We start from the raw sequence: 25,119 nt of genomic DNA, 5'->3' as shown, positions 1-25,119 counted from the left end.
GGACGACGCTGAGCGGCGGGGTGACCAGCTCGCTCCACGGGTTGTCGTCGAACACGACGACCGAGAGGGCCTCCGGGATCCGGATCCCGAGCTGGAAGAGCCGGTGCACGGCGCTGCGCACCTGCGCGCCGCTGCCCGCGGTCTGAGGAGGCCGCGGCTGCCGCGGCACCTCCGGCCGTCGGAGCAGCCGCAGGCCGGTCGCGAGCTGCCAGGCCGTGACGGCGTAGACGGAGGCGCGCTCCCAGACGCCGTCGGGCAGCAGGTCGACGCCGGGCACGCGGGTGTCGACCTGCAGCATCAGCAGCGCGAGCAGGCCGGCCGCACCGAGCACGATCCCGACCGTCTCGAGCGCCCACGGGGCGCGGCCGCGCCGGGCCGCGGCACCGGCGACGATCGAGGCCGCGTTGCCGCCGACGATCGCCATCGCGGCGCCGACCACGTGCAGGCCGCCGATCCCGTTCTGCGCACTGGCGCTGCTCCCGTGCACGAGGCCCACCACGGCGATGCCCACGGCGTAGACCACGGCGAGGGAGAGGAACAGCCCCCGCGATCCGCCCCGCGCCGCCCGCACGGTCGTGACGGCGGCGGCGAGGTAGAGCGCCCCCTGCAGGAGGAATCCGGCGTTCATCACCGCGTGCAGCGGCGAGTCGATCGCGCGCCCCTGGAACACGCCCACCTCGGGCACGCCGAGATCGCTGATGTAGTTCCGTGCGTAGCTGTAGCCCGGGAACGCGGACGCGGCGACCGCCTCCGCTCCCACGTAGGCGAGCGCGCTCACCACCCACAGCACTCCGGCCCCACGAGTTCCCATGCGCCCATCATCCCCGGGCCCGGCCCCGCCGGTCGTCGTCGGCGGACGGCTCCCCGGCTAGGCTCGCCGGATGCTGCAGGTGCGGGGTGAGTCCGGGCAGGCCGTGCTCCTCCTGCCGGGCGGGGGCGAGGCCGTCGACGGGTTCTTCCCCGGGCTGGTCGAGGGCCTGATCGTCGATCCGGGCTGCCGGCTGGTCCTCTACGACAGACCGGGCACAGCGGGGTCGGAGGTCGCCGGCGGACTGACCGACGCCGCCGACGCCGTCCACGCCGTGCTGGCCGGCCTCGGGACAGGTCCCGTCGTCGTGATCGGCCAGAGCCTCGGCGGTGCCGTCGCGATGCTGCTCGCTCGCGATCATCCCGAGGACGTCGCGGGACTGGTGCTCCTCGACCCGACGCCCGTCAACGACACGGCACTGGCGCGTCAGGTGGAGCGGACGGCCCGGGCGACGGCGGCGCTCTCGAGACTGCCGGGGCTCGGCCGAGCGCTGTCCGCGCTGCTGCGCACGAGCGCCGCCCGGTCGGCGAGGCGCCACGCGATGAGCCCGGCCGCGCGCGCGGCCGCTCTCGCGATGGCGGACGTCGACCTGCCGGGGCTCGCCTCCGCCGCCGCTGGTCTGGAGCAGGTGGCGCGGGGCTTCGACGAGTCTCAGCTGCCCGCGGTCCCCGCGGCCGTGGTGACCGCGGACCGCAGGCCCGGGTCCTCCCTGCATCGCGCGCATCGGCGCGTGGCCGCCGCACTGGACGCGCCGCTGCTGTCCTGGCCCGGAGCCGTGCACGAGGTGCATCTGAGCCACGAGCGCGAGGTGCTCGAGGTCGCCCGCACCATCGTGCGGGCCGTCGCCTCCGACTAGGTCCGGAGCCGCTGCGCCGCCGCTCCGGTCACAGGCTGAACCCGCCGTCGGTCGTGAGCACCTGCCCGACGACCCAGCTGCCCGCCGACGTGGCCAGCCATGCGATCAGCTCCGCGGGCAGGTGCGGGGCCGCCCGGTACGAGGACGCCGCTCCGGCTCCGCTGCGCGAGGGAGGCCGACCTGGACTACTCCTCGTCCGTCCGGTAGACCTTCCGGAACGCGTCCTTGCGGGCGATCCTCCCGCCGCGGAACTCGTAGATGTCGCAGCCCCGCGTGACCTGGGGTCGGCCGTCGGGGCCGGTCCCGGTGAAGGACCAGGTGGCCGCGCCGCGCGTCCCGGCGATGAGGGGAGCCCCCTCCTCGTGCCGCTCCTGTCCGGTGTCGAAGGCGAGCATGAGCGCGAATCCCTCGCGGACCTGCTCCTTCCCCGTCCAGGTGCGGCCGGGCTCGGGGCCGACGGACGCGCCGTAGACGCAGTCGTCGGTCATGTGGCTCATCAGCGCTTCGAGGTCGTGGCGGGTCCAGGCGTCGCTGAACGCGGCCAGCACCTCGGGCGTCATCTCGCTCGTGCTGGTCTCGGTCGAAGAGGAGTCGTCCATGGCGGGCCTCGGTCCTTCTGATCGGTGGACCGTCGTCGGTCGCTCTGCGACCGTGGCAGGTGAGCGGCCGCAGTGGCAACGCCCTCTAGCGGTCATGTCCGGAAGCGGACGGCCGGCGGATCATTGGTCCGTCGATCCGCCGACCAGCGGGTGAGCGCGACGGCGGGGGGCGGTGCACTGCGGGCGGCGGGAGCGGCCGCCGAGGCGACCCGCTCCACCGGGCACTGCCCCGTCTCGATGCTGAGCCCCTTCGTGAAGGCCGTGCCGAAGTCGGACGCGGGCCGGCCCTCCTCCGCCTCCTCGGTCGCGGCTCCGGGGTCGCCCGCGGCGGCCGGATGCTAGGCGCTCGCCGCCTCCTCCGCCACCTCCTCCCCGCCGACCGGCGCCGACGCGCAGGATGAGGAGCACCGGTCGCGGCGGGCGCCGACTCCGCACCCGACCGGCACCGAGACCGCCACGAGCCCGCGCCGGCGGGAGGACAGCGAGAGCACCATGGGATTCTGGGGACCGACCGACGAGACCCGCGGCACGCGCCCGGTCGACGAGCCGCTCGGCGAGCTGGAGCTCGTGCACGCCTTCACCAGCGGGCCGATGCCCACCGGCGTCAGCGTCTCGCACACCGGGCGGATCTTCGTGAACTTCCCGAAGTGGGGAGACGAGGTCCCGGCCACGGTCGTGGAGCTGGTCGACGGAGCGGCGGTGCCCTACCCGGACGAGGCCTGGAACACGCCGTCGGGAATCGACGACGCCGGCGCCCTCGTCTCGGTGCAGAGCATCGTCGTCGATCCGGCCGACCGGCTCTGGATCCTCGACACCGGCAGCCCGATGTTCGAGCCGACGAAGAAGGGCGGCCCCAAGCTCGTCCGCGTCGACCTGGCGACCGACACCGTCGAGCAGGTGATCCTCCTCGAGCCGGACGTCGCCCTGCCGACCACCTACCTCAACGACGTGCGCTTCGATCTGCGGCGCGGCATCGCCTACATCACCGACTCGGCCGACTCAGGCCCGAACGGGATCATCGTCGTCGACCTCGAGGCGGGGACCGCCTGGCGCCGCCTGCACGACCACCCGAGCACGAAGGCGCTCACTCCTCCGGAGCTCGTGCCGATGGCCGAGGGCCGCGTGCTGATGAAGCGCCCGGCCGACGGCGACCCTCAGCCGGTGACGATGGGCGCCGACGGCATCGCGATCTCGGCCGACGGCGAGCGCCTCTGGTACTGCCCGCTCGCCTCCCGCCGCTGGTTCAGCGTGGCGACGGCGGCCCTGGTCGACCGGTCGGTGCCGGACGAGGACGTGGCGGCGACCGTCGTCGACGAGGGCGACAAGGGCGGGGGAGCGGACGGCCTCGAGACGGACGCGCTGGGCCGCTTCTACGCCACGAGCTACGAGAACAACGCGATCGTCCGCCGTCGCACTGACGGCACGATGGAGACGATCGTGCACGACGAGCGGCTGCTCTGGCCGGACACGATGTCGATCGCGACGGACGAGCACCTGTACGTCACCGCGAACCAGCTGCACCGCCAGGCCGACTACCAGGGCGGCACGGATCTGCGGACGTACCCGTACTCGCTGTTCCGGGTGCGGATCGGCGCGGGGCCGGTTCTCCTGCGCTGAAGGCCCCCGCCCGGTCTCCTGCGCCGAGATCCGCAGCGCGGATCAGCGCCAGTGGGCGAGCTCCGTGCGGAGGGTCCCGCGGGCGCGGGCGAGCAGTCCGCGGACGGTCGAGGTCGTGAGCCCCAGCTCGTGCGCGATCGCGTCGTAGCTGCACTGCTCCAGCTGGCGCAGCTCCCAGCAGCGGCGCTGGGCCGGGGGCATCGCGGCGAGCACCCGGTTGGCGTCGGCGGCGAGCGATCCGCAGTGCGCGGCGTGCTCCGGGTCGTCGGCAGCGGAGGCGGGGAACTCGTCGTCCAGCTCGGCTCGCAGCCGCGAGACGCTGGAGCGGAGCCGGTCGACGCTGCGGCGGCGGGCGGTCGTGACGAGCCAGCCGGCGATGGTCTCGCCGTCGATCACGCTGTCCACGTGGGTCCACGCCGCGAGGAACGTCTCCTGCACCACGTCGTCGACGTCGGCGCTGCTGCGGAGGGTGCGGGCGGCCGTCGCGCGGAGCAGCCCGGTGTAGCGGCGGACGATGGTGGCGAACGCGCGGTCGTCGCCCTCCGCGGCGCGGATGACGAGCATCCGGTCCGAGTCGGGTTCGACCAGTGCGAGCGGCGGCGCGGCGAGGGTCGAGGGGTGGGCCCTCGGGAGGCGTGCGGGGGTGGTGGCGGTGAGCATGCGGACTCCGGTCGACTTGATGTGTACGCATGATTCGGAGGCGCGCTCCCGCCCGGTTTCCCGGGGCGGGACCCCAGTGGGAGGGGCAGGTCTGTCCGGTTTCCGGGGACGTCAGCGCCGCCGCGACCACCAGCGGCGGGACCGCTCCGGCTCGGCGGCCGCCCGGGCCTCGGCCTCGGCGGCGCGATCGGCGCGCCGCTGCGACCAGGCGGCGACCTCCTCGTCGACGTCCCTGAGCGGGGTGACGACGGGCGGCCCACCCAGCAGCTGGCGGCGCGCCTCGATCACCCGCGTGTTGAAGTCGGCGAGCTCGGCGCGCACCTCCTCCTCGCGGTGCAAGCGGTCGAGGCGCTCGTCGAGCGCGCGGTCCTCGGCGCGGAGGAGGAAGGCGGCCGGGCCGATCCCGGTGAGGTTCTCGCGCTCGATCTTGCGGCGGATCCACCAGTCCGGGTCGTGGGCCGCGCCCAGGTCCGGAAGCGGCTTCCCCGATCCCGGCAGGTCGTCGAAGTCGCCGCGGCGGATCGCGAGCTGGATCGCCGTCTCGACGAACGCGGCCCGCTCGAGCGGATCCTCCGGCAGGGCGGGCTGCTCCGCCTCGTCCTCGCCCGCGACGCCGGCCCGGTACCGGGCGGCGCGCTCCCTCGCATCCGACATCCCTCCACGCTAGATCGGGCTCCTCGCCCCGGGCAACCACCCCTCCCGCCGTCTCCGTGGTCGGCGGGGCGCCGCGGGTCGACATCGGCGGACCGGCGTGCGTAATATCGATACTCGATAACATCGACGATCGATAAGGAGCACGCCATGACGAGTGTCATCCCCAGCGCACCGGTCCGGGAGCGTCCGCGCGTGTTCCGGGTGGCGAGAGCGGTCCTGCTCATCGTCGCGGTCTTCTCCGTGCTCACCGCGCTCCTGCAGACCTGGACCGTCACCACCGGGCGCACCCTATTGGTCTTCGGGGGAGCGGACGGCCGCCTCCCGCTCCGGAGCCTCCCGCAGCTGCTGCAGGCCGAGCCGCGCGAGGGCACCGCGCCCACGCTCGCCGACGCCGCCCTCTCCCTCCGCCTGCTCGGTGCGCTGCCGAGCCTCCTCCAGGCGGTCACGATCGTCCTCGCCACGGTCTTCCTCCTGCGGGTCCTCCGCGGCATCGCGGCCGGACGCCCGTTCGACCCCTTCGTCCTCGCGAACTGGCGCCGTCTGAGCCTCGCACTGCTGATCGGAGGAGTGGCGCAGGGCCTCGCCGACACCGCGGCCGGCCTGTACCTCAGCTCCGGCATCGGCCTGCTCTTCGCCGCCGGCTGGGTGACCGACGAGCAGCGCGACGCCTTCCTCGGCGGCGACTACCAGGCCATCGGGACGAACCTGCCGCAGTGGCCCGTCCCCGTCCTGCTCGCCGGAGTGGTGGCCCTCGCCCTGACAGCGGCGTTCCGCGCCGGCGCGAAGCTCGAACGGGACGTCGACGGCGTTGTCTGAGCCCGCCGACGACGAGAGGCACCGGATCGACTGCCACCTCGGAGCAGTGCTGGCCGAGCGCGGCGTGACCCTCACCGCCCTCTCGGCCCGCACCGGCATCACGATGGCGAACCTCTCCATCCTCAAGAACAACCGCGCCCGCGCGATCCGCTTCACGACGCTGACGCTCATCTGCGACGCACTCGACTGCACCCCGCAGGAGCTGTTCTCGATCCGGGCCGTCGACGAGCGGGGGTAGCGGCGGGCGGATCGTCCAGGGGATCTCTGCGGGGCCGATGGTAGGGACGCCGTCCGATCCGACCGTCGATCGAGCAGGCCTCAGTCGCGCTCCACGTCCGCCCCTCCTGGGATCGGCCGGAGCTCCCCGGAGCTCGCTCTCGTCCCGACCCATGGATGAGCCTCACCAGCGCGGTCGGCGGCCTCGGCCATCGACCGTCCACAGGGGAGCGAGCTCGTCAGCGGGACCGTCGAATGCGCCTCCGGTGGATGCCGGCGGCTGCTCGCGGTCGTCCCTCCCGACGCGAATCACTCCCGAGCAGTTGTCGAGCGAGCTCGAAAGGACCCGCAGACACGCATCGCGGGAACCCTCCGGGACCTTCGCTCCATCTCGGTGGCTTCCACCGTCGAGGGGCCCCTCCTGAAGATCCGGGCCGACTACTGGTCCCAGGAGTACATCCCCTGGGGACGTGTGCGAAGCGTCCTCGTGCGTGCTTCCGCGAACCGGTCCCGTCGCGCTGAGCGGCGGTCAGCGGTCGAGGACTCGACGAATGACGAAGGCGAACGCCGTCGTCCCCGAGCAGAGTGGGACCCTCGACTTCTCGGAGGTAGGAAATGCCCGAAACCCACTCCGTGCCATCGACCGCGAGCACGGTCCGCTCGGGTTACCTCGACCCGACCGCGCCGCCGGTCTCATCCATCGACTCCGGCGATCGGGTGTCCTTCCCCGCGACCTGGACGCACTGGGGCAACGAAGCGGTCTTCGGGATGACGTTCGCCGAACGGGAGCCGCTTCGCCACAAGTACCCGCAGGGCCCGTACTCGATGCTCGGACCTGTCGAGGTCACCGGTGCCGCCCCTGGCGATGTCATCGAGTGCACCATCGAGACGCTGCGCACACTCGACTGGGGGTGGAACAGCTTCCCTCTCGGAGTCGGCGCGCTGCCTCACGACTTCTCTGAGCCGTACCTGCACTACTTCCGCTTCGACGACGACCGCCGGCGCGCGGAATTCGTCCCCGGTGTGGAGTTCGACCTCGATCCGTTCATCGGGGTCATCGGCACCGAGCCGGCGGTCGAGGAACCCACCAGCGCCATCCTCTCGGGCCCCTACGGCGGCAACCTCGTCGTCAACGCGCTGACAGTCGGCAGCTCGGTCTTCCTCCCGGTGTTCACTCCCGGTGGTCGGGTCTGGTTCGGCGACATCCACGCCGTTCAGGGCGACGGAGTCGTCGACCAGACGGCCATCGAGACGGCCGCCGAGGAACTCGTCATCCGCTACGACCTCCACAGGGCAGTGCCGCTGGCCGGACCACTGGTCGAGACGACGACGGAGTGGATCGGCTTCGGGTTCAGCGACAACCTCGACGACGCCCTGGTGGAATGCCTCCGCGGTCTCATCACCTGGCTGCACGCGGCGTCGGGCCTCAGCGAGAGCGAGGCCTACGCGCTGTGCAGCCTCGCCGTGAGCTTCCGGGTGGCGCAGTACGCCGACCAGACCGGCTCGGCCTACTCGTCCGTCCCCGCGAAGGCTGTTCAGGGCCGAGTCCCGAAGCGGGTCTTCTCGCCCGACAGAGTCGCGCAGATCAGCGGATGGCTGCGCCCCGGCGGGCCCTCAGCGTGACCGACCTGTCCGACGACGACCGGCGGCAGCTCGCTGCGGTCGTCCGCCGAGCCGATGAGCTCGCGACGGCTCGCGACGTCGACGGCTACCTGGCGCTGACCACCGAGGACATGGTCCTCGACGGAGCTCAGGGAGAGGCGTCCGGCCACGACGCGGTCCGGGCGGCCGTCACGAGGATCTGGGCGGCCGAACCGTCCGGGACTCTGCACCTGACGAGCGGCATCACGGTGACGCCGGACGACGTCGAGGGCGCGTCCGCGCACTCGACCCTCTCTCTCGCCCGCGGCACTCCGGCGCACCCGGAGGTGTGGGCGGTGGCCTCCATCACGCAACTGCTGCGCCCCACCAGTCAGGGATGGCTGATCGCCCGGCGCACGGTCGGCGAGGGACCCGCCGGCGCGGGCCAGTAGGGTCAGCGCCTTCTCCTCCAGGACCCGTCGCGACCCGCCGTGTCACGGACCGCGACGGTCCGGTCGACGGCGCGTCGTCAGGCGGTCCTCGCATCGCCGAGAAGAGGCTGCCGAAGGGATCCAGCGACCGGCAGAGCTGCTCCCCGAGGACGTCCTGTCTGCTGCGGGAGTGCCGACGGCTCGGTTCTCCGTCGACTCCCGCCCGACCGGGTCGAACCCGCTCGCCGTCATCACTGAGACCCTGCTCGAGCCGGTCGGCGTGCTCGTGCGCGCCGCGCTGCGGCCGCTTCCCGCCCGCTCAGTCCAGCGGGTAGCCCGGCAGCCCGTCGATGCTGACCGCGTTCCGCGTGGCGCGGTACTCGGCCATGCCGTCGGGGCCCTTCTTCTCGGCCTGGAGGAGGAGCAGGTCGCGCTCGCCGACCGGCTCCATCACCGGCACGCCCCAGCCGCACGCGTCGCTGATGCGGGTGAGCTCGACGGTGACGACCGCGCGGGTGCTCGGGTGATCGGGGTGCTGCTCCGCGACCTCGGCGAACGCCTCCGAACCGGGCAGGTGCACGGAGCCGGTGCCGTGCAGGCGGACGACGCGCGGACGCGGTCCGAACGACGCGAACATCAGGCACACGCGCCCGTTCTCGCGCAGGTGCGCGATCGTCTCGACTCCGCTGCCCGTGTAGTCGACCCAGCCGACTCGCCGCGGGCCCAGGATCGAGAACGAGTCGTGGCCGCGCGGCGACATGTTGACGTGCCCGTCCGCGGCGAGGGGCGCGGTGGCGACGAACCACATCGGCTGCTCGTGGATCCAGGAGGCGAGGCTCTCGTCGATCTCGTCGTAGACGTGCGCCACGGGGTCAGGCCCCGGCCGCGCGGCGGACCAGCTCGGTGACGGCGGCGCGCGTCTCGGCGTCGGCGGAGACGAGCGCGTAGGCGGTCGGCCAGATCGTGCCGTCGTCGAGCTGGGCGCCGTCCTGGAAGCCGAGGGTCGAGTAGCGCGTGCCGAACTTCGCGCCGGGCTGGAAGAAGACGATCGCCTTGCCGTCCGAGCGCGCGTAGGCGGGGAAGCCGTACCAGGTCTTCGGGAGGAGATCGGGGGCGGTCTCGCCGACGACCTCGTGGAGCATCTGGGCGATCGGCCGCTCCTCGTCGGTCATCGCGGCGATCGCGGCCTCCGCGTCCCTGCGGTCGGCGTCGGCCTTGTCGGCGCTCTTCTGCCGCTTCGCCTCCGCCCGCAGCTCGGCCGCACGCTGCTTCATCGCCGCGCGCTCGTCCTTCGAGAAACCGTCTTCGGAGGCCATGTCCGCCCGTCCCGTCCGTCTGCGGCTCCCGGTCCGGGAGCGTCCCCGCACATCGTGACAGCGCCGCACTCGCCGCACAACGGCGGGAGCGAGCGCGACCGCGCGCCCCGGAAGCCCAGCCTCCGCGGTTAGCGTGGGCGGATGCGCCTCCTCCTGATCCGCCACGGCCAGACCCCCTCCAACGTCGCCGGGCTCCTCGACACCCGCATCCCCGGACCCGGGCTCACCGACCTCGGCCGCACCCAGGCCGCGGCGCTGCCCGGTCGGCTCGCCGGCGAGGGGATCGGCGCGCTGCTCGTCTCGACGATGGTCCGCACCCACGAGACGGCCGCCCCTCTCGCCGCGGCGCTCGGGCTCGAGCCGATCGAGCGCGACGGCATCCGCGAGGTCGCGGCCGCGGGGCTCGAGATGCGCGGCGACGACGCGGCGGTCGAGGAGTACATGGGCACGGTCTTCCGCTGGGCCGGCGGCGAGACGTCGATCCGGCTGGCGGGCGGCGAGACGGGCGACGAGTTCGCGGCGCGCTACGACGCGGTGGTGGCGGAGGCGGAGGCGCTCGGGCACGAGGTCGTCGCGCTGGTCAGCCACGGCGCGGCCATCCGCTGCTGGGCGGGTCTGCGCTCCCTCGACCTCGATGCGCGCTTCATCGCCGACCACCTGCTCGACAACACCGGCGTTGTCGTCCTCGAGGGCTCGGGCGACGCGTGGACGCTCGTGTCCTGGCAGGGCGAGCCCGTCAGTGGAGTCGGCGCGGCGGCCCCCTCGGGCCCGGCGGGCGAGACCACCGTCTGAGCGACAGGGCCTCCTCGCCGGTCGAGCAGCGGCGGATGGAGACCGGCCGGAACGAGCGCCGCCGGCCGCGCCATCACGGTAACGATCGCGCAACACTCCGGAAACCAGCTCCGACCAGCACATTCGCTCGCGCCGATCGGTTCACCACCACCCCTGGACCCGCCCCCGCAATTGTCCGACGTTTGCCCCTCGGCGGCTCCGCGGCTACCGTGGTCGGCGGTCCTCACGGGCCCCGATGAACCGGTCCGCGCTCGCACGGCGTCCCCCAGGACGCGCCGCGATCGTACGGTCAACGGGAGTGGAGGCGGCCCCGAGGCCGCCTCGGACGCTCTCGCCTCCACCCCTGCCGCGCTGAGCGGCGGGACGCACGCGGAGGCTCGACGCACGGCTGTCCCACGCTCCCGACCCGGCACCACGAGATGAGCGCAGGGCGTCGTCCCTGCGCGCCGACGGAGTGTACGTGCACCAGAACCAGCAGACCATCAGCGAGCCCCGGAGCGAGGCGGGCGCCGATCCCGCGACTCCCGCTCTCGAGGCCCGCCACCTCTTCAAGGTGTTCGGCCGGAAGCCCGACGAGGTCGTCCGCCGACTGGGCGAGGGCACCGACCGCGGCGAGCTCGCCGGACTCGGCACGGCCGCGGTGATCGACGCGTCCTTCACCGTCCGCCGCGGCGAGATCTTCGTCGTGATGGGCCTCTCCGGCTCCGGGAAGTCCACACTCATCCGCATGCTGAACGGGCTCCAGGAGCCCTCCGCGGGCGAGGTCCTGATCGAGGGCTCCACCATCACCGGCGTCTCCGAGGCGGAGCTGCGCCGCGTGCGCCGCTCGTCGGTGTCGATGGTGTTCCAGCACTTCGCGCTCCTCCCGCACCGCACCGTGCTCGACAACGTCGCGTACCCGCTCGAGATCCAGGGCGTCCCCGCGGCCGAGCGCCGCGAGCGGGCCCTGCTCGCGGTCGAGCGCGCCGGTCTCGCCGGCTGGCACGAGAAGATGCCCGACGAGCTCTCCGGCGGCATGCGCCAGCGCGTCGGCCTCGCCCGGGCGCTCGCCGCCGACACCGACATCGTGCTGATGGACGAGGCGTTCTCGGCACTCGACCCGCTGATCCGCCGCGAGATGCAGGAGCAGCTGATCGAGCTGCAGCACGAGCTCGGCAAGACCATCGTCTTCATCACGCACGACCTCAACGAGGCCATGTTCCTCGGCGACCGCATCGCGGTGATGCGCGACGGCCGCATCGTCCAGATCGGCACCCCGGAGGAGATCCTCACCGACCCGGCGAACGACTACGTCGCCCAGTTCGTGCAGGACGTCGACCGCGCCCGCGTGCTCACCGCCTCCGCCGTGATGGAGCCCGCCCGCTCCGTGGTCACCCTCGCGGCCGGTCCCCGCGCCGCGCTGAGGAGCATGCGCGACCTGCAGACCTCGGCCGCGTTCGTGGTCGGCGGCGGACGCCGCCTGCTGGGCACGGTCCGCGACCGCGACGTGATCGAGCAGGTGCGCCGGAGCACCGGCGACCTCTCGGCGGTCCTCACCTCCGACGTCGTCACCGTCGGTCCGGACACCGCCCTCAGCGAGGTCATCGAGCCCGCCGTCGAGTCGGCGCTGCCGGTCGCCGTGGTCGACGCCGACGGGCGTCTGCTCGGAGCGATCCCGCGGGTGACCCTGCTCGCGGCGCTCGGCAACGTGGCCGCCCGCACCGGCGAGCACCCGGTGATCGAGCCGCCCGCCACCGTCTCGACCGAGGTCGTCACGGCGACCCTGCACGCGACCGGAGGCCCCGTCGAGGACGCCGTCCTCGCGGCGGACGGAGGTGCACGATGACCGATCTCGGCTTCCGCCTCCCGCTCGGCGCCCTCGCCGAGGGTGCCGTCGATGTCCTCACGCAGACCTTCCAGCCGGTCTTCGACCTGCTGCGCACCGTCTTCGGCGCCCTCTACTCCGGCGTCGACCTCGTCCTCGCGACACCGCCCTTCTGGGTGATCGTCGCCTTCCTCGCCGTACTGGCCTACGCCGTCCGCGGCTGGGTCTTCGCGGCCGGCACCGCCGTGGGGCTCCTGCTGATCGTGGGGGTCGACCAGTGGGAGAACGCGATGGACTCCCTCGCGCTGGTGCTCGTCGCCTCCGTGATCGCCATCGCGCTGAGCGTGCCGCTGGGCGTGCTCGCCGCGCGCAACCGCACGGCCTCCGCGGTCATCCGGCCCGTGCTCGACCTGATGCAGACGATGCCGGCCTTCGTCTACCTGATCCCCGCGCTGATCCTGTTCCGGGTCGGAGTGGTGCCCGGCATCGTCGCGACCATCGTGTTCGCGATGGCGCCGGGCGTCCGGCTCACCGAGCTGGGCATCCGCGGCGTCGACCCGGAGCTCGTCGAGGCGGGGGAGTCGTTCGGCTCCTCGAAGTGGCGGATCCTCCGCCAGATCCAGCTGCCGCTGGCGCTGCCCTCGATCCTGGCGGGCCTCAACCAGGTCATCATGCTCTCGCTCTCGATGGTCGTCATCGCGGGCATGGTCGGCGCCGGAGGGCTGGGTGGCGACGTCGTCGCGAGCCTCAACCGGATCGATGTCGCGCTCGGCTTCGAGGCGGGCATCTCCGTCGTGATCCTCGCGGTCGTCCTCGACCGGATGACCGGCGCGCTGGGCTCGCCCTCGCCTGCGAGGGTCGCCCGGGCGAAGAACCGCCGCGCCGTCGTGGCGACCCGCTCGGCCGTCGGCGTCGTCTCGATCGGCCTGGTCGCGTCCCTCGGGGCCGCGACCCTCGCCGCTCCCGCCACCGCCGCCTCCGTCGACAACGGCGACCGCACCGACGTGACCGTCGCCGTGTTCCAGGGCTGGGACGAGGGGATCGCCGTCTCCGCTCTGTGGGAGGCGGTGCTCGAGGAGCAGGGCTACGACGTGACCCTGCAGAACGCCGACGTCGCCCCCGGCTTCCAGGGCCTCTCGACCGGCGACTACGACCTCGCCCTCGACACCTGGCTGCCGCTCACCCACGCCCGGTACGTCGAGCAGTACGGCGACTCGATCGTCGACCTGGGCGCGTGGAACGATGAGGCGAAGCTGACCATCGCGGTCAATGAGGACGCCCCGATCGACTCCCTCGAGGAGCTCGCCGCCGACCCGGGCGTCGTCGGCAACCGCCTGATCGGCATCGAGCCCGGCTCCGGTCTCAACAAGACGACGACCGAGGACGTCATCCCCGGCTACGGCCTGGAGGGGATGGACTACCTCACCTCCTCGACGCCGGCCATGCTCCAGGAGCTCTCGAGCGCGACCGCCGCGGGCGAGAACATCGCCGTCACGCTCTGGCGCCCGCACTGGGCCTACGACGCCTTCCCGGTCAAGGACCTCGAGGACCCGAAGGGCCTGCTCGGGCAGGCGGAGGGGATCCACTCCTTCGGCTCGGCCGCGTTCGACGCGGACTACCCGACGATGAGCCGCTGGATCCGCGACTTCCGGATGGACTCGAAGACGCTCTACTCGCTCGAGAACGCGCTGTTCAACGACGGGGCCGACGACCGCTCCGCCGCCCTCGCCGCGTGGATGGACGAGAACCGGGAGTACGTCGACACGCTGATCACCTGATCCGCCACCACGACGAAGGCCGAGAGGCCGGGCGGCCCCGGACCAGGGCTGTCCCGGCCTCTCGGCCTTCATCGCGCAAGGATCAGGCGGCGCTGACCCGGCGTCCCGCGGTGGCGCGGACGAGGAGGGTGACCACCAGCACCACGGCGGCGGCGACCAGCGCGGCGATCCCGGCGGGGACCGAGACGAGCTCGCCGGCGAAGCGGCCGACGGCGACCCAGGAGAGTCCCCAGACGAGCGAGAGCATCGGGGCGATGCGGCCGCGGCCGGTGACCGCGATCAGGAGTCCGACGAGCGTGGCGACGGCGAGGACGACGACCGCCCAGACCGCGGCGCCCGGACCGTCCGCGCTGCCGACTCCCGCGCCGACGAGCCCGGCGGTGACGTTCGCGGCCGTGGCCACGCACACCCAGCCGAGGTAGAGCCCGAAGGTGCCGTCCGTCACGATCGCGTCGACCACTCCGGCCGACCGGGTGGTCCGCAGGATCACGAAGATGCGTGCGAGCACGGCGAGCAGCAGGGCGATCACGACGACGCTGAGCGTCAGGAAGCCGGCCTGGACGACCAGGATCCACGCGGCGTTCAGGAGGAGGCTGGCGGCGGCCCAGTAGCCCAGCCGGCGGTGGCGGGTGCGGGCGGTCTGCGAGGGCAGGAACTGCCAGATCGCGTAGGCGATGAGGCCGGTGTAGATGACGCTCCAGATCGCGAAGGCGGGGCCGTCGGGAGCGATGGGGGTCGAGGACGCGGTCAGGGCGCCGCCGGCCGCGTTCTGGATCTGCGTGCCGCCCGCGGCGCCCGAGCCGATGAACGAGCCGATGAGGGCGAGCACCGCGCTCACGGCGACGACGACCTGGCGGATCCGGTCGGCGCGGTCGGGGGTTCGTGTGGCGGTCATGTCGCTCCTCCGTTAGTCAGCTGGCTGAGTAATGAGAGTAGCGCGATTCCGCTCCCCGTCCACTGGGGCTTGCGGCGCGGCCCCGGCCCTGGATGAGGGCCGGGGCCGGATTCTCAGGCGCGGGCGGCCGCGTACTGCTCGCGGATCACGGGGCGATGGTCCGGCGCGGGCTCGGCCACCGAGGTGACGGTCCACGTCGGACGCGATCCTGTCAGCGCCCAGGCGGCCTGCACGGCGGCACCGTCGGCCACGTACTCGCCTGGCGTCGGCACCTGCACGGGCACGTCGAACACCTGCGAGGCAGCGAGCTGCACGGCGCGGTTCTGCGCGGCTCCGCCGATGAGGAGGATGCGCCGCGCCTCCACTCCCTGCGCGCGAACGGCGTCGAGGCCGTCGGCCAGTCCGCAGAGCATGCCCTCGATCGCCGCGCGGGCGAGGTTCGGGCGCGTGGTCGAGGCGATGGTCATACCGTGTAGGCTCGCGGTCGCGTCCGGCAGGTTCGGCGTGCGCTCGCCCTCGAAGTAGGGGACCAGCACGAGGCCGTCGGCACCCGGCTCCGCCTCGAGCGCCAGTGCGGCGAACTCGTCGAAGTCGCTGCCGAGCAGGGTCGCGGTCGAGGCCAGCACGCGCGCCGCGTTGAGCGTCGCGACCAGCGGCAGGAAGCGCCCGCTCGCATCGGCGAAGCCGGCGACGGTCCCGGAGGCGTCGCGCACCGGGTCGTCCGTGACGGCGAAGACGGTGCCGCTCGTGCCGATGCTGACGACCACGTCGCCGGGGCCGGCGCCGAGGCCGAGCGCGGCGCCCGCGTTGTCGCCCGCGCCGGGGCCGACGACGAGTCCGCTCTCGGTGCGGCCCGCCTCCTCCGAGGGGCCGAGCACGCGGGGGAGCAGCGGGCGGTGGCCGAGGGCGCGCTCGAGCAGGTCGAGGTCGTAGCCGTCCGCTCCCCAGTACGAGGTGCCGGACGCGTCGGACCGGTCGGTCGTGAGCGCGTCGAGCTGCGGACCACGGGCGGAGTCGGGGCCGTAGCCGAGCAGGCGCCAGGTCAGCCAGTCGTGGGGGAGCGCGACGGCGGCGACACGGGCGGCGTTCTCGGGCTCGGCGTCGCGCAGCCAGCGGAGCTTGGTGGCGGTGAAGGAGGCGACCGGCACCGATCCGGTCCGTTCCGCCCAGGCCCCGGCTCCGAGCTCCTCGATGAGCGCGGCGGCGGCGGGCGCGCTGCGGGTGTCGTTCCAGAGCAGAGCGGGGCGGATGACGGCGCCGCTCTCGTCGAGGACGACCATGCCGTGCTGCTGGCCGCCGACCGAGATCGCGGCGACGTCGTCGAGCCCGCCGGCGTCGGCGAGGGCGAGCTGCAGCGCCTCCCACCACGCGGCCGGATCGACCTCGGTGCCGTCCGGGTGGCTCGCCCGGCCGGTGCGCACCACGGCGCCGGTGTCGAGGTCGCGGACGACCACCTTGCAGCTCTGGGTCGACGAGTCGATCCCTGCGACGAGCGTCATCGCTGTCCTCTTTCGTTGGGGGTACGGGTTCGGGCGTCCGGTGCGGAACCGGGCCGGATGCAGGAGAACGGACGAGATCCCGTGCCGGTGCAGGGGATCTCGTCCGTCTCAGGTCGTCCCGCGGCTGACCGCGGGCTCAGGAGGTGCGGGTCAGCCGCGGGCGCCGAGCAGGTGCTCGGTGGCCAGCTGCTGCAGGCGCACGAAGCCGAAGCCCTTGCCGCCGAGGTAGGCGTCGGCGTCGAACGACTCGTACGAGGCGGTGTCCGCGAGCAGGTCGTCGTACGACTCGCCCTCGTTCAGCGTCGGGGTGGAGAGCTCGGCGACCTTCGCGGCGGCCAGCGCCTCCTGCACCTCGGGGTCGGCGCGGAAGGCCGCGGCGCGCTCCTTGAGCAGCAGGTAGGTGCGCATGTTCGCGGCGGCCGAGTCCCAGACTCCGGTCTCGTCCTCGGTGCGCGAGGGCTTGTAGTCGAAGTGGCGCGGGCCGTCGTAGGCCGGGACGCCGCCGGGGCCGCCGTTCTCGAGGAGGTCGACGAGCGAGAACGCGTTGTGCAGGTCGCCGTGGCCGAAGACCAGGTCCTGGTCGTACTTGATGCCGCGCTGGCCGTTGAGGTCGATGTGGAAGAGCTTGCCGTGGTACAGTGCCTGGGCGATGCCGGCGGTGAAGTTCAGACCCGCCATCTGCTCGTGGCCGACCTCGGGGTTCACGCCGACGAGCTCGGGGCGCTCGAGGGAGTCGATGAACGCGATCGCGTGGCCGAGCGTGGGCAGCAGGATGTCGCCGCGGGGCTCGTTCGGCTTGGGCTCGATGGCGAAGCGGATGTCGTAGCCCTTGTCGGTGACGTAGTCGCCGAGCAGGTTGACGGCCTCGCGGTAGCGCTCGAGCGCGGCGCGGATGTCCTTGGCGGAGTCGTACTCGGCGCCCTCGCGGCCACCCCACATGACGAAGGTCTTCGCGCCCAGCTCGGCGGCGAGGTCGATGTTGCGGAGGACCTTGCGCAGCGCGAAGCGGCGGACGTCGCGGTCGTTCGAGGTGAAGCCGCCGTCCTTGAAGACCGGGGCGCTGAAGAGGTTGGTGGTGACCATCGGCACGATGAGGCCGGTGGACTCCAGCGCGCCCTTGAGGCGGTCGATCTGGGTCTGGCGCTCGGCGTCGGTGGAGCCGAAGGCGAACAGGTCGTCGTCGTGGAAGGTGAGGCCGTAGGCGCCGAGCTCGTCGAGCTTCTCGACCGCGTGGACGACGTCGAGCGGCTCGCGGGTCGGGCCGCCGAACGGGTCCGTCCCGTTGTAGCCGATGGTCCAGAGGCCGAACGAGAACTTGTCGGCGCGGGTGGGGGTCAGGGACATGGGATCCGAATCCTTTCCGGCGACGTCGCCGAATTGTTGTTGAGCCCAACATATCCCCTGAGGGTCGGGAGGCGCAACGCGCGGAAGGCCCGGCGCGTCGCCCTCCGGCCCCTCGCGGGTGCCGCCCGCTCATGCCGCGGAACCGCTCGCGGAGCGGGCCGGCGCCCGGGGAGGTCGTCGCGAGGATCGCTTGCGCAAGCGCTTCGACTGTGCGTACAGTCGCTCCAGCACGACCGGTCGAAGCGCTTCGAAGCTCGACCGCGACCGACGACGACGTCCGGCAGGAGGAGCCATGGCGACCATCCACGACGTGGCCCGCGCTGCCGGAGTCTCGATCAGCACCGTCTCCTACGCCCTCTCCGGCAAGCGCTCGATCGCCGCCTCCACACGGCAGCGCGTCGACGACGCGGTGCGCCAGCTCGGCTACCGGCCCCACGCGGGAGCCCGGATGCTCGCCGGGGCGCGGACCCACATCCTCGCCCTCTCCGCCCCGATGCGCGGCGAGCTGCATCTGCCGACCCACATGCGCTTCGTCACCGAGGTGCTCGAGCGCGCCCGGGAGTCGGACTACGACGTCCTGCTGCTCGTCACCGACGAGGCCTCCAGCGGCATCGGGCGCGTCTCCTCCTCCTCGCTCGTCGACGGCATCGTCCTGATGGGCGTCGACGACGACGACGACCGCGCCGAGCTGATCCGCGCGGCCGGGGTCCCCGCCACCTTCATCGGCGTGCCCGCCGACTCCCACGATCTCGCCTGCGTCGACCTCGACTTCGCCGAGGCCGCCCGCCAGAGCGTCCGCCGGCTCGCCGAGCTGGGCCACCGCTCGCTCGGCCTGCTCGAGCACCCGCAGTCCTACACCGACCGCAACGCAGGCTTCGTCCGCCGCTTCGACGAGGCGTTCCGCGCCGAGGCCGCAGCGCTCGGAGTCGAGATCGCGGTCGAGCGCCCGCACATCGGCCGCCCGAGCGCATCGGCCGCGATCGACGCGATCCTCGGAGCACCCGTCCCGCCGTCCGCGCTCGTGCTGCACTGCAACGAGCCCGTGGCGGAGGCGGCGATCGAGCGCGTCCTCGAGCGCGGCCTCTCCGTCCCCGGCGACCTGTCGATCCTGGCGGCCTGCGCCAGCTACGACGGCGGCGCCCTCCCTGTCCCCACCAGCAGTCTTCCCCTCCCGTTCGACGCGATGTGCCGAGCGGCCGTCGCGCGGACCCTCCAGCAGATCGACTCCGGCCGCACCGTCGGCGTCGAGCTGCTCCCGCCCTCCTACGTCGACCGCGGATCCCTCGCGGTCGCTCCGACCGGCGCTCCGGTGCCGGCGGTCCCGTCCGGCACTCCCGCGCCGGCCTCCCTCTAGTCCTCCACCCTCTTCCCGCCCGCTCCGGCTCTGCGCACTGTCGAAACGCTTCGACACCGCGCCTCCGCGAGAGAGCGCTCCCTGCACCACCTCCGCAGCACCACCGCACCGTTCGAAGGAGAACCACCGCAATGTCGCTCCGATCCCGCTCCGCCTTCCACCGCCCGACCGCCGGTCTCAGCCGGCGCAACCTCCTCGCCGGAGGAGTCGGCCTCAGCGCGATGTTCGCGCTGGCCGCCTGCTCCGGTGGCGGTTCCGACGCCGGCTCCGACGCGCTCTCGACCACGGTCGACGGCGCCGGCCGCACCCTCACGCTCTGGGACTTCGAGACGCCCGACAGCGACCGCGGCATCGCCTGGCTCGCCGCCCGCGACATCCTCACCCAGGAGACGGGGGCCGAGATCGCGTACGAGTTCAAGGCCTTCGAGCAGCTGCGCACCGGCGCCAGCCAGATCTTCAACTCCAACTCGGCGCCCGACGTCGTCGAGTACAACAAGGGCAACGCGACCAGCGGACTCCTCTCGAGCCAGGGCCTGCTCACCAACCTCGACGAGGCGGTCGCGTTCTACGGCTGGGACTCGCTGATCCCCGGCGCGCTGCAGACCACCGCGAAGTACGACGAGAACGGGATCATGGGCTCCGGCTCCTGGTACGGCATCCCCAACTACGGCGAGTTCACCTTCGTCTACTACAACAAGGACGCCTTCGCCGCGAACGGCCTCGAGGTCCCCACCACCTACGAGGAGTTCACGGCCGTCCTCGACGCCTTCGTGGCCAAGGGGATCACCCCGCTGGCCGAGGCTGGCGCCGAGTACCCGCTGCAGCAGCTCTTCTACCAGCTCGCGCTGCTGAAGGCCGACCGCTCCTGGATCACCGACTACCAGACCTACACGGGCGAGGTCGACTTCGAGGACGCGGCCTGGAGCTACGCGGCCGACCAGCTGAAGACCTACGTCGACAAGGGCTACTTCTCGGCCGACGCCTCCGGGCTGAAGGCGGAGGACGCGGGCACGGCGTTCATCTCGGGCGAGTACCCGATCTTCTTCTCGGGCTCCTGGTGGTTCGGCCGCTTCAAGACCGAGATCACCGGATTCGAGTGGGACACGTTCCTCTTCCCGGGCGCCGAGTTCACGATGGGCTCCGCCGGCAACCACTGGGTGATCCCGGAGACGGCGACGAACAAGGACCTCGCCTACAAGTGGATCGACATCACGATGCGACCCGAGATCCAGAACCTCATCGGCAACAACGGAGGCATCCCGCTGGTCGTCGACGAGAGCGCCATCACGGACGAGAAGAGCAAGGCGCTGCTTGCGCAGTGGAAGACGGTCGTCGACGGCGACCAGCTCTCCTTCTACCCCGACTGGCCCACCGCGACCTTCTACGACGACCTGGTCGCCGCCACGCAGGAGCTCATCAACGGCTCCTCCGACGAGTCCGCCATGCTCTCCGACCTCCAGGCCAAGTACGACGACGGAGTCGCCGACATCACGTGACGCGGAAGCGTCACGTGATGTCGGCCACGGCGGCCGGCCCCGCGCCTGCAGGCGCGGAACGGCCGTGGAAGACCTGAGGACGTGACGGCGACCCCTCGAGGGGGTCGCACGAACACCGCCGAGCCTCCACCCCCCCCCGCTGGATGCCGCTCCGGTACGCGACACGCCGTCGCCTCCGTACCGGAGCGGCATCCCGCGGCAGCACACCCACGACCCCGTCCGACCTAGGAGTACCCATGACGACGACAGCACCTCGTCGCGCGGAGAGCGCGCCGCCTCCCACGACGCCGCCCCGCGAGAAGCGCTCCGGCGGCTACTGGCTCTACCTGATCCCCGGGTTCGTGCTCTTCACGTTCATCGTGCTGATCCCGCTGATCTGGAACGTCTACATCAGCTTCACGTCCTGGCGCGGCATCAAGCCGCCGATCTTCATCGGCCTCGACAACTGGATCGAGCTGATGGGCGACGACCAGTTCTGGACCTCGTTCCTCAACTCGGTCTACATGATCATCGCGATGGTGATCGTCCCCACGATCCTCGGACTCCTGCTCGCGGCGATCCTCTTCGATCTCGTCGGCAAGAAGTTCGGCGGGCGCCTGGCGAGCTTCCTCCGCGCCACCTACTACCTGCCGCAGATCCTGCCGACCGTCATCGCCGCGATCGTCATCGGCTGGATCCTCCGCCCCGACAACGGCGCGCTGAACTCGATCCTCGAGGCCGTCGGGCTCGGCTCCCTCTCGCACGACTGGCTCGGCAAGCCGGACACCGCGATGCTCTCGATCATGGTCGTGATGATCTGGGTGCAGCTGGGCTACCCGGTCGTCATCTTCATGGCGGCGCTGCAGCGCGTGGACCCCGAGCTCTACGAGGCGGCGGAGCTCGACGGGGCGAACTGGTTCCAGCGCTTCCGCTGGATCACGGTCTCGATCATCCGGCCCGAGATCTTCGTGGTCACCCTCACCTGCACCATCGCCGCGCTGAAGGTCTTCGGCCCGATCTATGCCCTGACCCGCGGCGGCCCCGGCGACTCCACGATCGTCCCCTCCTACTACTCGTACACCGAGTTCTTCCAGAAGCAGCAGGTGGGCTACGGCGCCACCATCGCCACCGCGCTCACGATCGTCATCGTGATCCTCGCCGTGCTGTTCATCCGCGCCCAGGAGCGCGTCGAGCGCAGCGAAGGAGCCCGCTGATGTCGGCCATCGAGACCCTGCCCCTCACCCAGGCCGGCACGGAGGACGCGGACCTCTCGTCCTCCCGTCCCGCCAAGCCCGCGAAGGGCACGACGAAGCGCACCCTCGGCGACTGGGTGATCCTCGCCGTCGCCGTGGTGATCGGGCTCGTGATCATCAGCCCGGTGCTGCTGATCCTGCTCAACTCCTTCAAGACCCCCGCCGAGTACTCGGCGAACGGCCCGCTCGCCTTCCCGACCGGCCTCTCCTTCGACGGCCTCTCGACCTTCTGGAGCCGCGTCGACTTCCCCGAGAAGCTCGGCAACTCGATCCTCATCTCGGGGTCGGTCGCGATCCTCGCCGTCGCCCTCTCGGTGCTGAACGCCTACGCGATCGGCATCGGCCGGGTCCGCGGCCGGAGCTGGATCATCGTCCTGTTCCTGCTGGCGAACATGCTCCCGCAGGAGGCCCTGCTCTACCCGCTGTACTACATGTTCAAAGCGGTCGGGATCTACGACACCCAGCTGTCGGTCATCGTCATCTTCACCGTCATCCAGTCGGCGTTCGGCACCTATCTGCTCTCGAGCGTCTACGGCACCTTCCCGAAGGAGATCCTCGAGGCCGCGGCTCTCGACGGCGCCTCGAAGTGGCAGGTCCTCACCCGGGTGATCGTCCCGATCTCGCGGCCCACCCTCTCGGTGCTGATGATCTTCTTCTTCATCTGGACCTGGAACGAGTTCCTCATCCCGCTGGTCTTCCTGGTGAGCGACGCGACGCAGACCGTCCCGATCGCGATCTCGAGCCTCCAGGGCGACAAGATCATGGACGTCACCACGACCAGCGCAAGCGCCCTCCTGGGCCTTCTCCCGACGCTGATCTTCTTCCTGATCTTCCAGCGCACCCTCACCCGCGGCATCACCGCCGGCGCGGTCAAGTAGCCCTCTCTCCCTCCGTCGGCGCCTCCCTCGCGGGATCCGCCGGCGCGCCATCGAAAGGCACCCCCATGAAGTTCACCGACGGGTTCTGGCAGACGCGGGCCGGATTCACGCCCCTGTTCGCGCAGGAGGCGTACGACATCCGCACCGACGGCACCTCGCTCGAGGTGATCGCCCCGACCCGGGTCATCCAGGGTCGCGGCGACGTCCTCAACCGGCCGGCGCTCACGGTCACGGTGTCCTCGCCGGCCGAGGGGGTCGCGCGGGTGCGGATCGAGCACTGGCGCGGGACGGCGGTGCGGCCCGGCTTCGAGCTGGCCGGGGGCGACGTCGGAGCGGCGGAGGTGACGGAGTCCGGCGGCGTGCTGCGCACCGGCGACCTCGAGGTCCGGATCAGGCAGGGCGCTCCGTGGTCGCTGGAGTTCTGGGACACCTCGACCGGCACGCGCCTCACCGGCTCCGGGCACAAGGCGCAGGGCTACCTGACCGGACCGGACGGAGCCGCCTACCTGCACGAGCAGCTCGACCTCGGCGTCGGCGAGCTGGTCTACGGGCTCGGCGAGCGCTTCGGCCCCTTCGTGAAGAACGGCCAGACCGTGGACGTGTGGAACGCCGACGGCGGCACCTCCTCCGAGCAGGCCTACAAGAACGTCCCGTTCTACCTCTCCAGCCGCGGCTACGGCGTGCTCGTGAACGATCCCGGCCTCGTCTCGTTCGAGATCGGCTCCGAGGCGGTCGAGCGCGTGCAGTTCTCGGTCGGCGGCGAGGCGCTGGAGTACCTGGTGATCCAGGGCCCGACGAAGAAGGACGTGCTGCGGCGCTACACCGGCCTCGCGGGCCGCCCCTCCGTCGTGCCCGCCTGGAGCTACGGGCTCTGGTTGACGACCAGCTTCACCACGAGCTACGACGAGGAGACGGTGAACTCCTTCATCGACGGCTTCGCGGAGCGGGAGCTGCCGCTGTCGGCGTTCCACTTCGACTGCTTCTGGATGCGCGAGTTCCAGTGGACCGACCTCGAGTGGGACCCGCGCACCTTCCCGGACCCGGAGGGGATCCTCGCCCGCCTGCACGAGCGCGGGCTGCACACCTGCGTCTGGATCAATCCGTACATCGCGCAGGCGTCGCCGCTGTTCGCCGAGGGGCGCGAGAAGGGCTACCTGCTCAGAACGGCCTCCGGCGACGTCTGGCAGTGGGACATGTGGGTCGCCGGCATGGCGCTGATCGACTTCACGAATCCGGAGGCGACCTCCTGGTTCCAGGAGAAGCTCCGCGTCCTCGTGCGCCAGGGCGTCGACTCCTTCAAGACCGACTTCGGCGAGCGGATCCCGTCGGAGGGCGTCGTCTGGGCCGACGGGACCGACCCCGAGGCCATGCACAACTGGTACACCCAGCTCTACAACCGCGCGGTGCACGAGGTGCTCGAGCAGGAGCTCGGCGAGGGCCGCGCGGTCCTCTTCGCCCGCAGCGCCACGGTCGGCGGGCAGTCGCTGCCGGTGCACTGGGGCGGGGACAACACCTCCTCCTACGTGTCGATGGCCGAGACCCTGCGCGGAGGCCTCTCGCTCGCGCTGGGCGGGTTCGGCTTCTGGGCGCACGACATCGGCGGCTTCGAGGGCACGCCCGATCCCGGAGTGTTCAAGCGCTGGCTCGCGTTCGGCCTGCTCTCCTCGCATTCTCGGCTGCACGGATCCTCCTCGGTGCGCGTGCCGTGGGCGTTCGACGAGGAGGCCGTGGAGGTCACCCGGCTCTTCACCCGGCTGAAGCTCTCGCTGATGCCCTACCTCTTCGCGGCGGGGGCGGAGGCGGCGAGCACCGGCGTCCCGATCATGCGGCCGATGGCGCTCGAGTTCGAGGACGACCGCAGCGCCGCCCACCTCGACACGCAGTACCTGCTCGGGCACGACCTGCTCGTCGCTCCGGTGTTCACCGAGGACGGCACGGTCGAGTTCTACCTCCCGCGCGGGACGTGGACGAGCTGGTGGACGGGCGAGCGGACCGTCTCGACGGGGGAGTGGCGCCGTGAGGTCCACGGCTTCGACTCGCTGCCGCTGTACGTGCGCGAGGGTGCGGTGATCCCGGTGGGGGCCCGCCAGGACTCGGCCGAGTACGACTACCTCGACGGGCTCGAGCTGAGGGTGTTCCCGGGGCCGGACGGAGCGACGCCGGTCCGGGTCGTCGCGCACGACACGGGGGAGGAGACGGTCTTCACCGTGACGCGCTCCGGCGGCGACGTCTCGGTCGACGGCCCGGCCGGCACCTGGACCTGGGTCGAGGCCTGAGCGGCGCCCTCCTGCTGATCGAGCAGCGGGCACAGCTCCCCCCTCGAGACGGTCCGCTCGCCCGTCCACCAGCTCGTCCACGTCCCGCGCGGGAGGTAGAACTCGACCGTGCCGTCCTCGGTGAACACCGGAGCGACGAGCAGGTCGTGCCCGAGCAGGTACTGCGTGTCGAGGTGGGCGGCGCTGCGGTCCTCCTCGAACTCCAGCGCCATCGGCC

Annotated in this window: 24 protein-coding genes and 1 pseudogene; 15 read left to right on the top strand and 10 right to left on the bottom strand. The window is 72.0% G+C overall.

Going from position 1 to position 25,119, the window contains the following annotated elements; genetic code table 11:
* The coding region (locus C5C74_RS13395; protein ID WP_258064174.1) for a DUF998 domain-containing protein at positions 1–811 on the bottom strand (811 nt) is incomplete at its 3' end.
* A 70-nt stretch (positions 812–881) separates the two neighbouring features.
* On the opposite strand from C5C74_RS13395, the gene C5C74_RS13390 reads away from it, so the two are divergent.
* A complete protein-coding gene (locus tag C5C74_RS13390) occupies positions 882–1,664 on the top strand; it encodes an alpha/beta fold hydrolase (protein ID WP_104324708.1) in 783 nt (260 codons plus the stop codon).
* Positions 1,665–1,849: 185 nt separating this feature from the next.
* Here the strand turns inward: C5C74_RS13390 and C5C74_RS13380 are convergent, their stop codons facing one another.
* Positions 1,850–2,263, bottom strand: a complete 414-nt coding sequence (locus tag C5C74_RS13380) for a nuclear transport factor 2 family protein (protein ID WP_219813479.1) — start codon at positions 2,261–2,263, stop codon at positions 1,850–1,852.
* A gap of 150 nt (positions 2,264–2,413) precedes the next feature.
* On the opposite strand from C5C74_RS13380, the gene C5C74_RS17150 reads away from it, so the two are divergent.
* Together C5C74_RS17150 and C5C74_RS13375 are read left to right on the top strand one after the other, a co-directional pair.
* Positions 2,414–2,605, top strand: a complete 192-nt coding sequence (locus C5C74_RS17150; RefSeq protein ID WP_146083080.1) for a hypothetical protein — start codon at positions 2,414–2,416, stop codon at positions 2,603–2,605.
* Positions 2,606–2,755: 150 nt separating this feature from the next.
* The gene (locus tag C5C74_RS13375; RefSeq protein ID WP_104248122.1) at positions 2,756–3,880 is read left to right on the top strand and encodes an L-dopachrome tautomerase-related protein; all 1,125 of its coding nucleotides are present in this window, start codon (positions 2,756–2,758) and stop codon (positions 3,878–3,880) included.
* 42 nt (positions 3,881–3,922) lie between these two features.
* Here the strand turns inward: C5C74_RS13375 and C5C74_RS13370 are convergent, their stop codons facing one another.
* Both C5C74_RS13370 and C5C74_RS13365 read right to left on the bottom strand, forming a co-directional pair.
* Positions 3,923–4,540: an RNA polymerase sigma factor gene (locus tag C5C74_RS13370; RefSeq protein WP_104351704.1), complete on the bottom strand. Its 618-nt coding sequence runs from the start codon at positions 4,538–4,540 to the stop codon at positions 3,923–3,925.
* Between the two features lie 111 nt (positions 4,541–4,651).
* Complete coding sequence (locus tag C5C74_RS13365; RefSeq protein WP_104351703.1) at positions 4,652–5,194, bottom strand: DUF1992 domain-containing protein; 543 nt, start codon at positions 5,192–5,194, stop codon at positions 4,652–4,654.
* A 147-nt stretch (positions 5,195–5,341) separates the two neighbouring features.
* Between C5C74_RS13365 and C5C74_RS13360 the strand changes: the two genes are divergently transcribed.
* The 4 genes from C5C74_RS13360 (at position 5,342) to C5C74_RS13345 (ending at position 8,259) form a co-directional block, all read left to right on the top strand.
* Positions 5,342–6,010, top strand: a complete 669-nt coding sequence (locus tag C5C74_RS13360) for a DUF2975 domain-containing protein (protein ID WP_104315649.1) — start codon at positions 5,342–5,344, stop codon at positions 6,008–6,010.
* A complete protein-coding gene (locus tag C5C74_RS13355) occupies positions 6,003–6,248 on the top strand; it encodes a helix-turn-helix transcriptional regulator (RefSeq protein ID WP_104224883.1) in 246 nt (81 codons plus the stop codon). Before C5C74_RS13360 ends, C5C74_RS13355 begins: the two co-directional genes overlap by 8 nt.
* Positions 6,249–6,841: 593 nt before the next feature.
* Positions 6,842–7,849, top strand: a complete 1,008-nt coding sequence (locus C5C74_RS13350; protein ID WP_104351702.1) for an acetamidase/formamidase family protein — start codon at positions 6,842–6,844, stop codon at positions 7,847–7,849.
* Positions 7,846–8,259, top strand: a complete 414-nt coding sequence (locus C5C74_RS13345) for a nuclear transport factor 2 family protein (protein ID WP_181125698.1) — start codon at positions 7,846–7,848, stop codon at positions 8,257–8,259. Before C5C74_RS13350 ends, C5C74_RS13345 begins: the two co-directional genes overlap by 4 nt.
* 298 nt (positions 8,260–8,557) lie before the next feature.
* Here the strand turns inward: C5C74_RS13345 and C5C74_RS13340 are convergent, their stop codons facing one another.
* Positions 8,558–9,106, bottom strand: coding sequence for a pyridoxamine 5'-phosphate oxidase family protein (locus C5C74_RS13340; RefSeq protein WP_104324714.1), 549 nt, complete (start codon positions 9,104–9,106; stop codon positions 8,558–8,560).
* A gap of 4 nt (positions 9,107–9,110) precedes the next feature.
* Positions 9,111–9,554 (bottom strand): hypothetical protein, encoded by a 444-nt coding sequence (locus C5C74_RS13335; RefSeq protein ID WP_104224881.1) that lies wholly within the window; start codon positions 9,552–9,554, stop codon positions 9,111–9,113.
* A 141-nt stretch (positions 9,555–9,695) separates the two neighbouring features.
* Between C5C74_RS13335 and C5C74_RS13330 the strand changes: the two genes are divergently transcribed.
* The 3 genes from C5C74_RS13330 (at position 9,696) to C5C74_RS17990 (ending at position 13,928) form a co-directional block, all read left to right on the top strand.
* Complete coding sequence (locus C5C74_RS13330; protein ID WP_104224880.1) at positions 9,696–10,346, top strand: histidine phosphatase family protein; 651 nt, start codon at positions 9,696–9,698, stop codon at positions 10,344–10,346.
* Positions 10,347–10,806: 460 nt separating this feature from the next.
* Positions 10,807–12,171: a glycine betaine/L-proline ABC transporter ATP-binding protein gene (locus C5C74_RS13325; RefSeq protein WP_258064173.1), complete on the top strand. Its 1,365-nt coding sequence runs from the start codon at positions 10,807–10,809 to the stop codon at positions 12,169–12,171.
* Entirely contained in the window at positions 12,168–13,928 is a 1,761-nt protein-coding gene (locus C5C74_RS17990) for an ABC transporter permease/substrate binding protein (protein ID WP_104248115.1), read from the top strand. The genes C5C74_RS13325 and C5C74_RS17990 overlap by 4 nt, the downstream gene beginning before the upstream one ends.
* Before the next feature lie 82 nt (positions 13,929–14,010).
* Here C5C74_RS17990 and C5C74_RS13315 read toward each other — a convergent pair whose 3' ends face one another.
* From C5C74_RS13315 to xylA, 3 genes are all read right to left on the bottom strand, one after another.
* A complete protein-coding gene (locus C5C74_RS13315; RefSeq protein ID WP_104351701.1) occupies positions 14,011–14,823 on the bottom strand; it encodes a tryptophan-rich sensory protein in 813 nt (270 codons plus the stop codon).
* 113 nt (positions 14,824–14,936) lie between these two features.
* The gene (gene xylB / locus C5C74_RS13310; protein WP_104227358.1) at positions 14,937–16,322 is read right to left on the bottom strand and encodes a xylulokinase; all 1,386 of its coding nucleotides are present in this window, start codon (positions 16,320–16,322) and stop codon (positions 14,937–14,939) included.
* 150 nt (positions 16,323–16,472) lie between these two features.
* The gene (xylA, locus tag C5C74_RS13305) at positions 16,473–17,666 is read right to left on the bottom strand and encodes a xylose isomerase (protein WP_104224876.1); all 1,194 of its coding nucleotides are present in this window, start codon (positions 17,664–17,666) and stop codon (positions 16,473–16,475) included.
* Positions 17,667–17,958: 292 nt separating this feature from the next.
* Here xylA and C5C74_RS13300 point away from each other — a divergent pair, with 292 nt between their 5' ends.
* The 5 genes from C5C74_RS13300 (at position 17,959) to yicI (ending at position 24,902) form a co-directional block, all read left to right on the top strand.
* The gene (locus tag C5C74_RS13300; protein ID WP_104351700.1) at positions 17,959–19,020 is read left to right on the top strand and encodes a LacI family DNA-binding transcriptional regulator; all 1,062 of its coding nucleotides are present in this window, start codon (positions 17,959–17,961) and stop codon (positions 19,018–19,020) included.
* 131 nt (positions 19,021–19,151) lie between these two features.
* Positions 19,152–20,516, top strand: coding sequence for an ABC transporter substrate-binding protein (locus C5C74_RS13295; protein ID WP_258064172.1), 1,365 nt, complete (start codon positions 19,152–19,154; stop codon positions 20,514–20,516).
* A 236-nt stretch (positions 20,517–20,752) separates the two neighbouring features.
* Positions 20,753–21,709, top strand: coding sequence for a carbohydrate ABC transporter permease (locus tag C5C74_RS13290; RefSeq protein ID WP_104224874.1), 957 nt, complete (start codon positions 20,753–20,755; stop codon positions 21,707–21,709).
* The gene (locus tag C5C74_RS13285; RefSeq protein ID WP_104227354.1) at positions 21,709–22,626 is read left to right on the top strand and encodes a carbohydrate ABC transporter permease; all 918 of its coding nucleotides are present in this window, start codon (positions 21,709–21,711) and stop codon (positions 22,624–22,626) included. The genes C5C74_RS13290 and C5C74_RS13285 overlap by 1 nt, the downstream gene beginning before the upstream one ends.
* A 65-nt stretch (positions 22,627–22,691) precedes the next feature.
* Positions 22,692–24,902 (top strand): alpha-xylosidase, encoded by a 2,211-nt coding sequence (gene yicI, locus C5C74_RS13280; RefSeq protein WP_104351699.1) that lies wholly within the window; start codon positions 22,692–22,694, stop codon positions 24,900–24,902.
* A 56-nt stretch (positions 24,903–24,958) separates the two neighbouring features.
* On the opposite strand, the pseudogene C5C74_RS13275 reads toward yicI, so the two are convergent.
* Positions 24,959–25,114, bottom strand: a pseudogene (locus tag C5C74_RS13275) (hypothetical protein); the annotation flags it as partial.
* Positions 25,115–25,119: the final 5 nt, after the last annotated feature.

Source organism: Rathayibacter sp. AY1E8 (assembly GCF_002931415.1).
Lineage (GTDB): Bacteria > Actinomycetota > Actinomycetes > Actinomycetales > Microbacteriaceae > Rathayibacter.
The sequence above is the reverse complement of the archived record's forward strand: the minus strand, read 5'-3'. Positions and strand labels throughout refer to the sequence as shown.

Bases quoted from the DNA above. Each gene is read 5' to 3' on its own strand.
- C5C74_RS13290 (WP_104224874.1), top strand. From the start codon at position 20,753: ATGACGACGACAGCACCTCGTCGCGCGGAGAGCGCGCCGCCTCCCACG.
- C5C74_RS13285 (WP_104227354.1), top strand. From the start codon at position 21,709: ATGTCGGCCATCGAGACCCTGCCCCTCACCCAGGCCGGCACGGAGGAC.
- C5C74_RS13370 (WP_104351704.1), bottom strand. From the start codon at position 4,540: ATGCTCACCGCCACCACCCCCGCACGCCTCCCGAGGGCCCACCCCTCG.
- C5C74_RS13295 (WP_258064172.1), top strand. From the start codon at position 19,152: ATGTCGCTCCGATCCCGCTCCGCCTTCCACCGCCCGACCGCCGGTCTC.
- C5C74_RS13315 (WP_104351701.1), bottom strand. From the start codon at position 14,823: ATGACCGCCACACGAACCCCCGACCGCGCCGACCGGATCCGCCAGGTC.
- xylA (WP_104224876.1), bottom strand. From the start codon at position 17,666: ATGTCCCTGACCCCCACCCGCGCCGACAAGTTCTCGTTCGGCCTCTGG.
- C5C74_RS13350 (WP_104351702.1), top strand. From the start codon at position 6,842: ATGCCCGAAACCCACTCCGTGCCATCGACCGCGAGCACGGTCCGCTCG.
- C5C74_RS13390 (WP_104324708.1), top strand. From the start codon at position 882: ATGCTGCAGGTGCGGGGTGAGTCCGGGCAGGCCGTGCTCCTCCTGCCG.
- C5C74_RS13365 (WP_104351703.1), bottom strand. From the start codon at position 5,194: ATGTCGGATGCGAGGGAGCGCGCCGCCCGGTACCGGGCCGGCGTCGCG.
- C5C74_RS13330 (WP_104224880.1), top strand. From the start codon at position 9,696: ATGCGCCTCCTCCTGATCCGCCACGGCCAGACCCCCTCCAACGTCGCC.
- C5C74_RS13380 (WP_219813479.1), bottom strand. From the start codon at position 2,263: ATGGACGACTCCTCTTCGACCGAGACCAGCACGAGCGAGATGACGCCC.
- C5C74_RS13360 (WP_104315649.1), top strand. From the start codon at position 5,342: ATGACGAGTGTCATCCCCAGCGCACCGGTCCGGGAGCGTCCGCGCGTG.
- C5C74_RS13335 (WP_104224881.1), bottom strand. From the start codon at position 9,554: ATGGCCTCCGAAGACGGTTTCTCGAAGGACGAGCGCGCGGCGATGAAG.
- C5C74_RS13375 (WP_104248122.1), top strand. From the start codon at position 2,756: ATGGGATTCTGGGGACCGACCGACGAGACCCGCGGCACGCGCCCGGTC.
- xylB (WP_104227358.1), bottom strand. From the start codon at position 16,322: ATGACGCTCGTCGCAGGGATCGACTCGTCGACCCAGAGCTGCAAGGTG.
- C5C74_RS17990 (WP_104248115.1), top strand. From the start codon at position 12,168: ATGACCGATCTCGGCTTCCGCCTCCCGCTCGGCGCCCTCGCCGAGGGT.
- yicI (WP_104351699.1), top strand. From the start codon at position 22,692: ATGAAGTTCACCGACGGGTTCTGGCAGACGCGGGCCGGATTCACGCCC.
- C5C74_RS13300 (WP_104351700.1), top strand. From the start codon at position 17,959: ATGGCGACCATCCACGACGTGGCCCGCGCTGCCGGAGTCTCGATCAGC.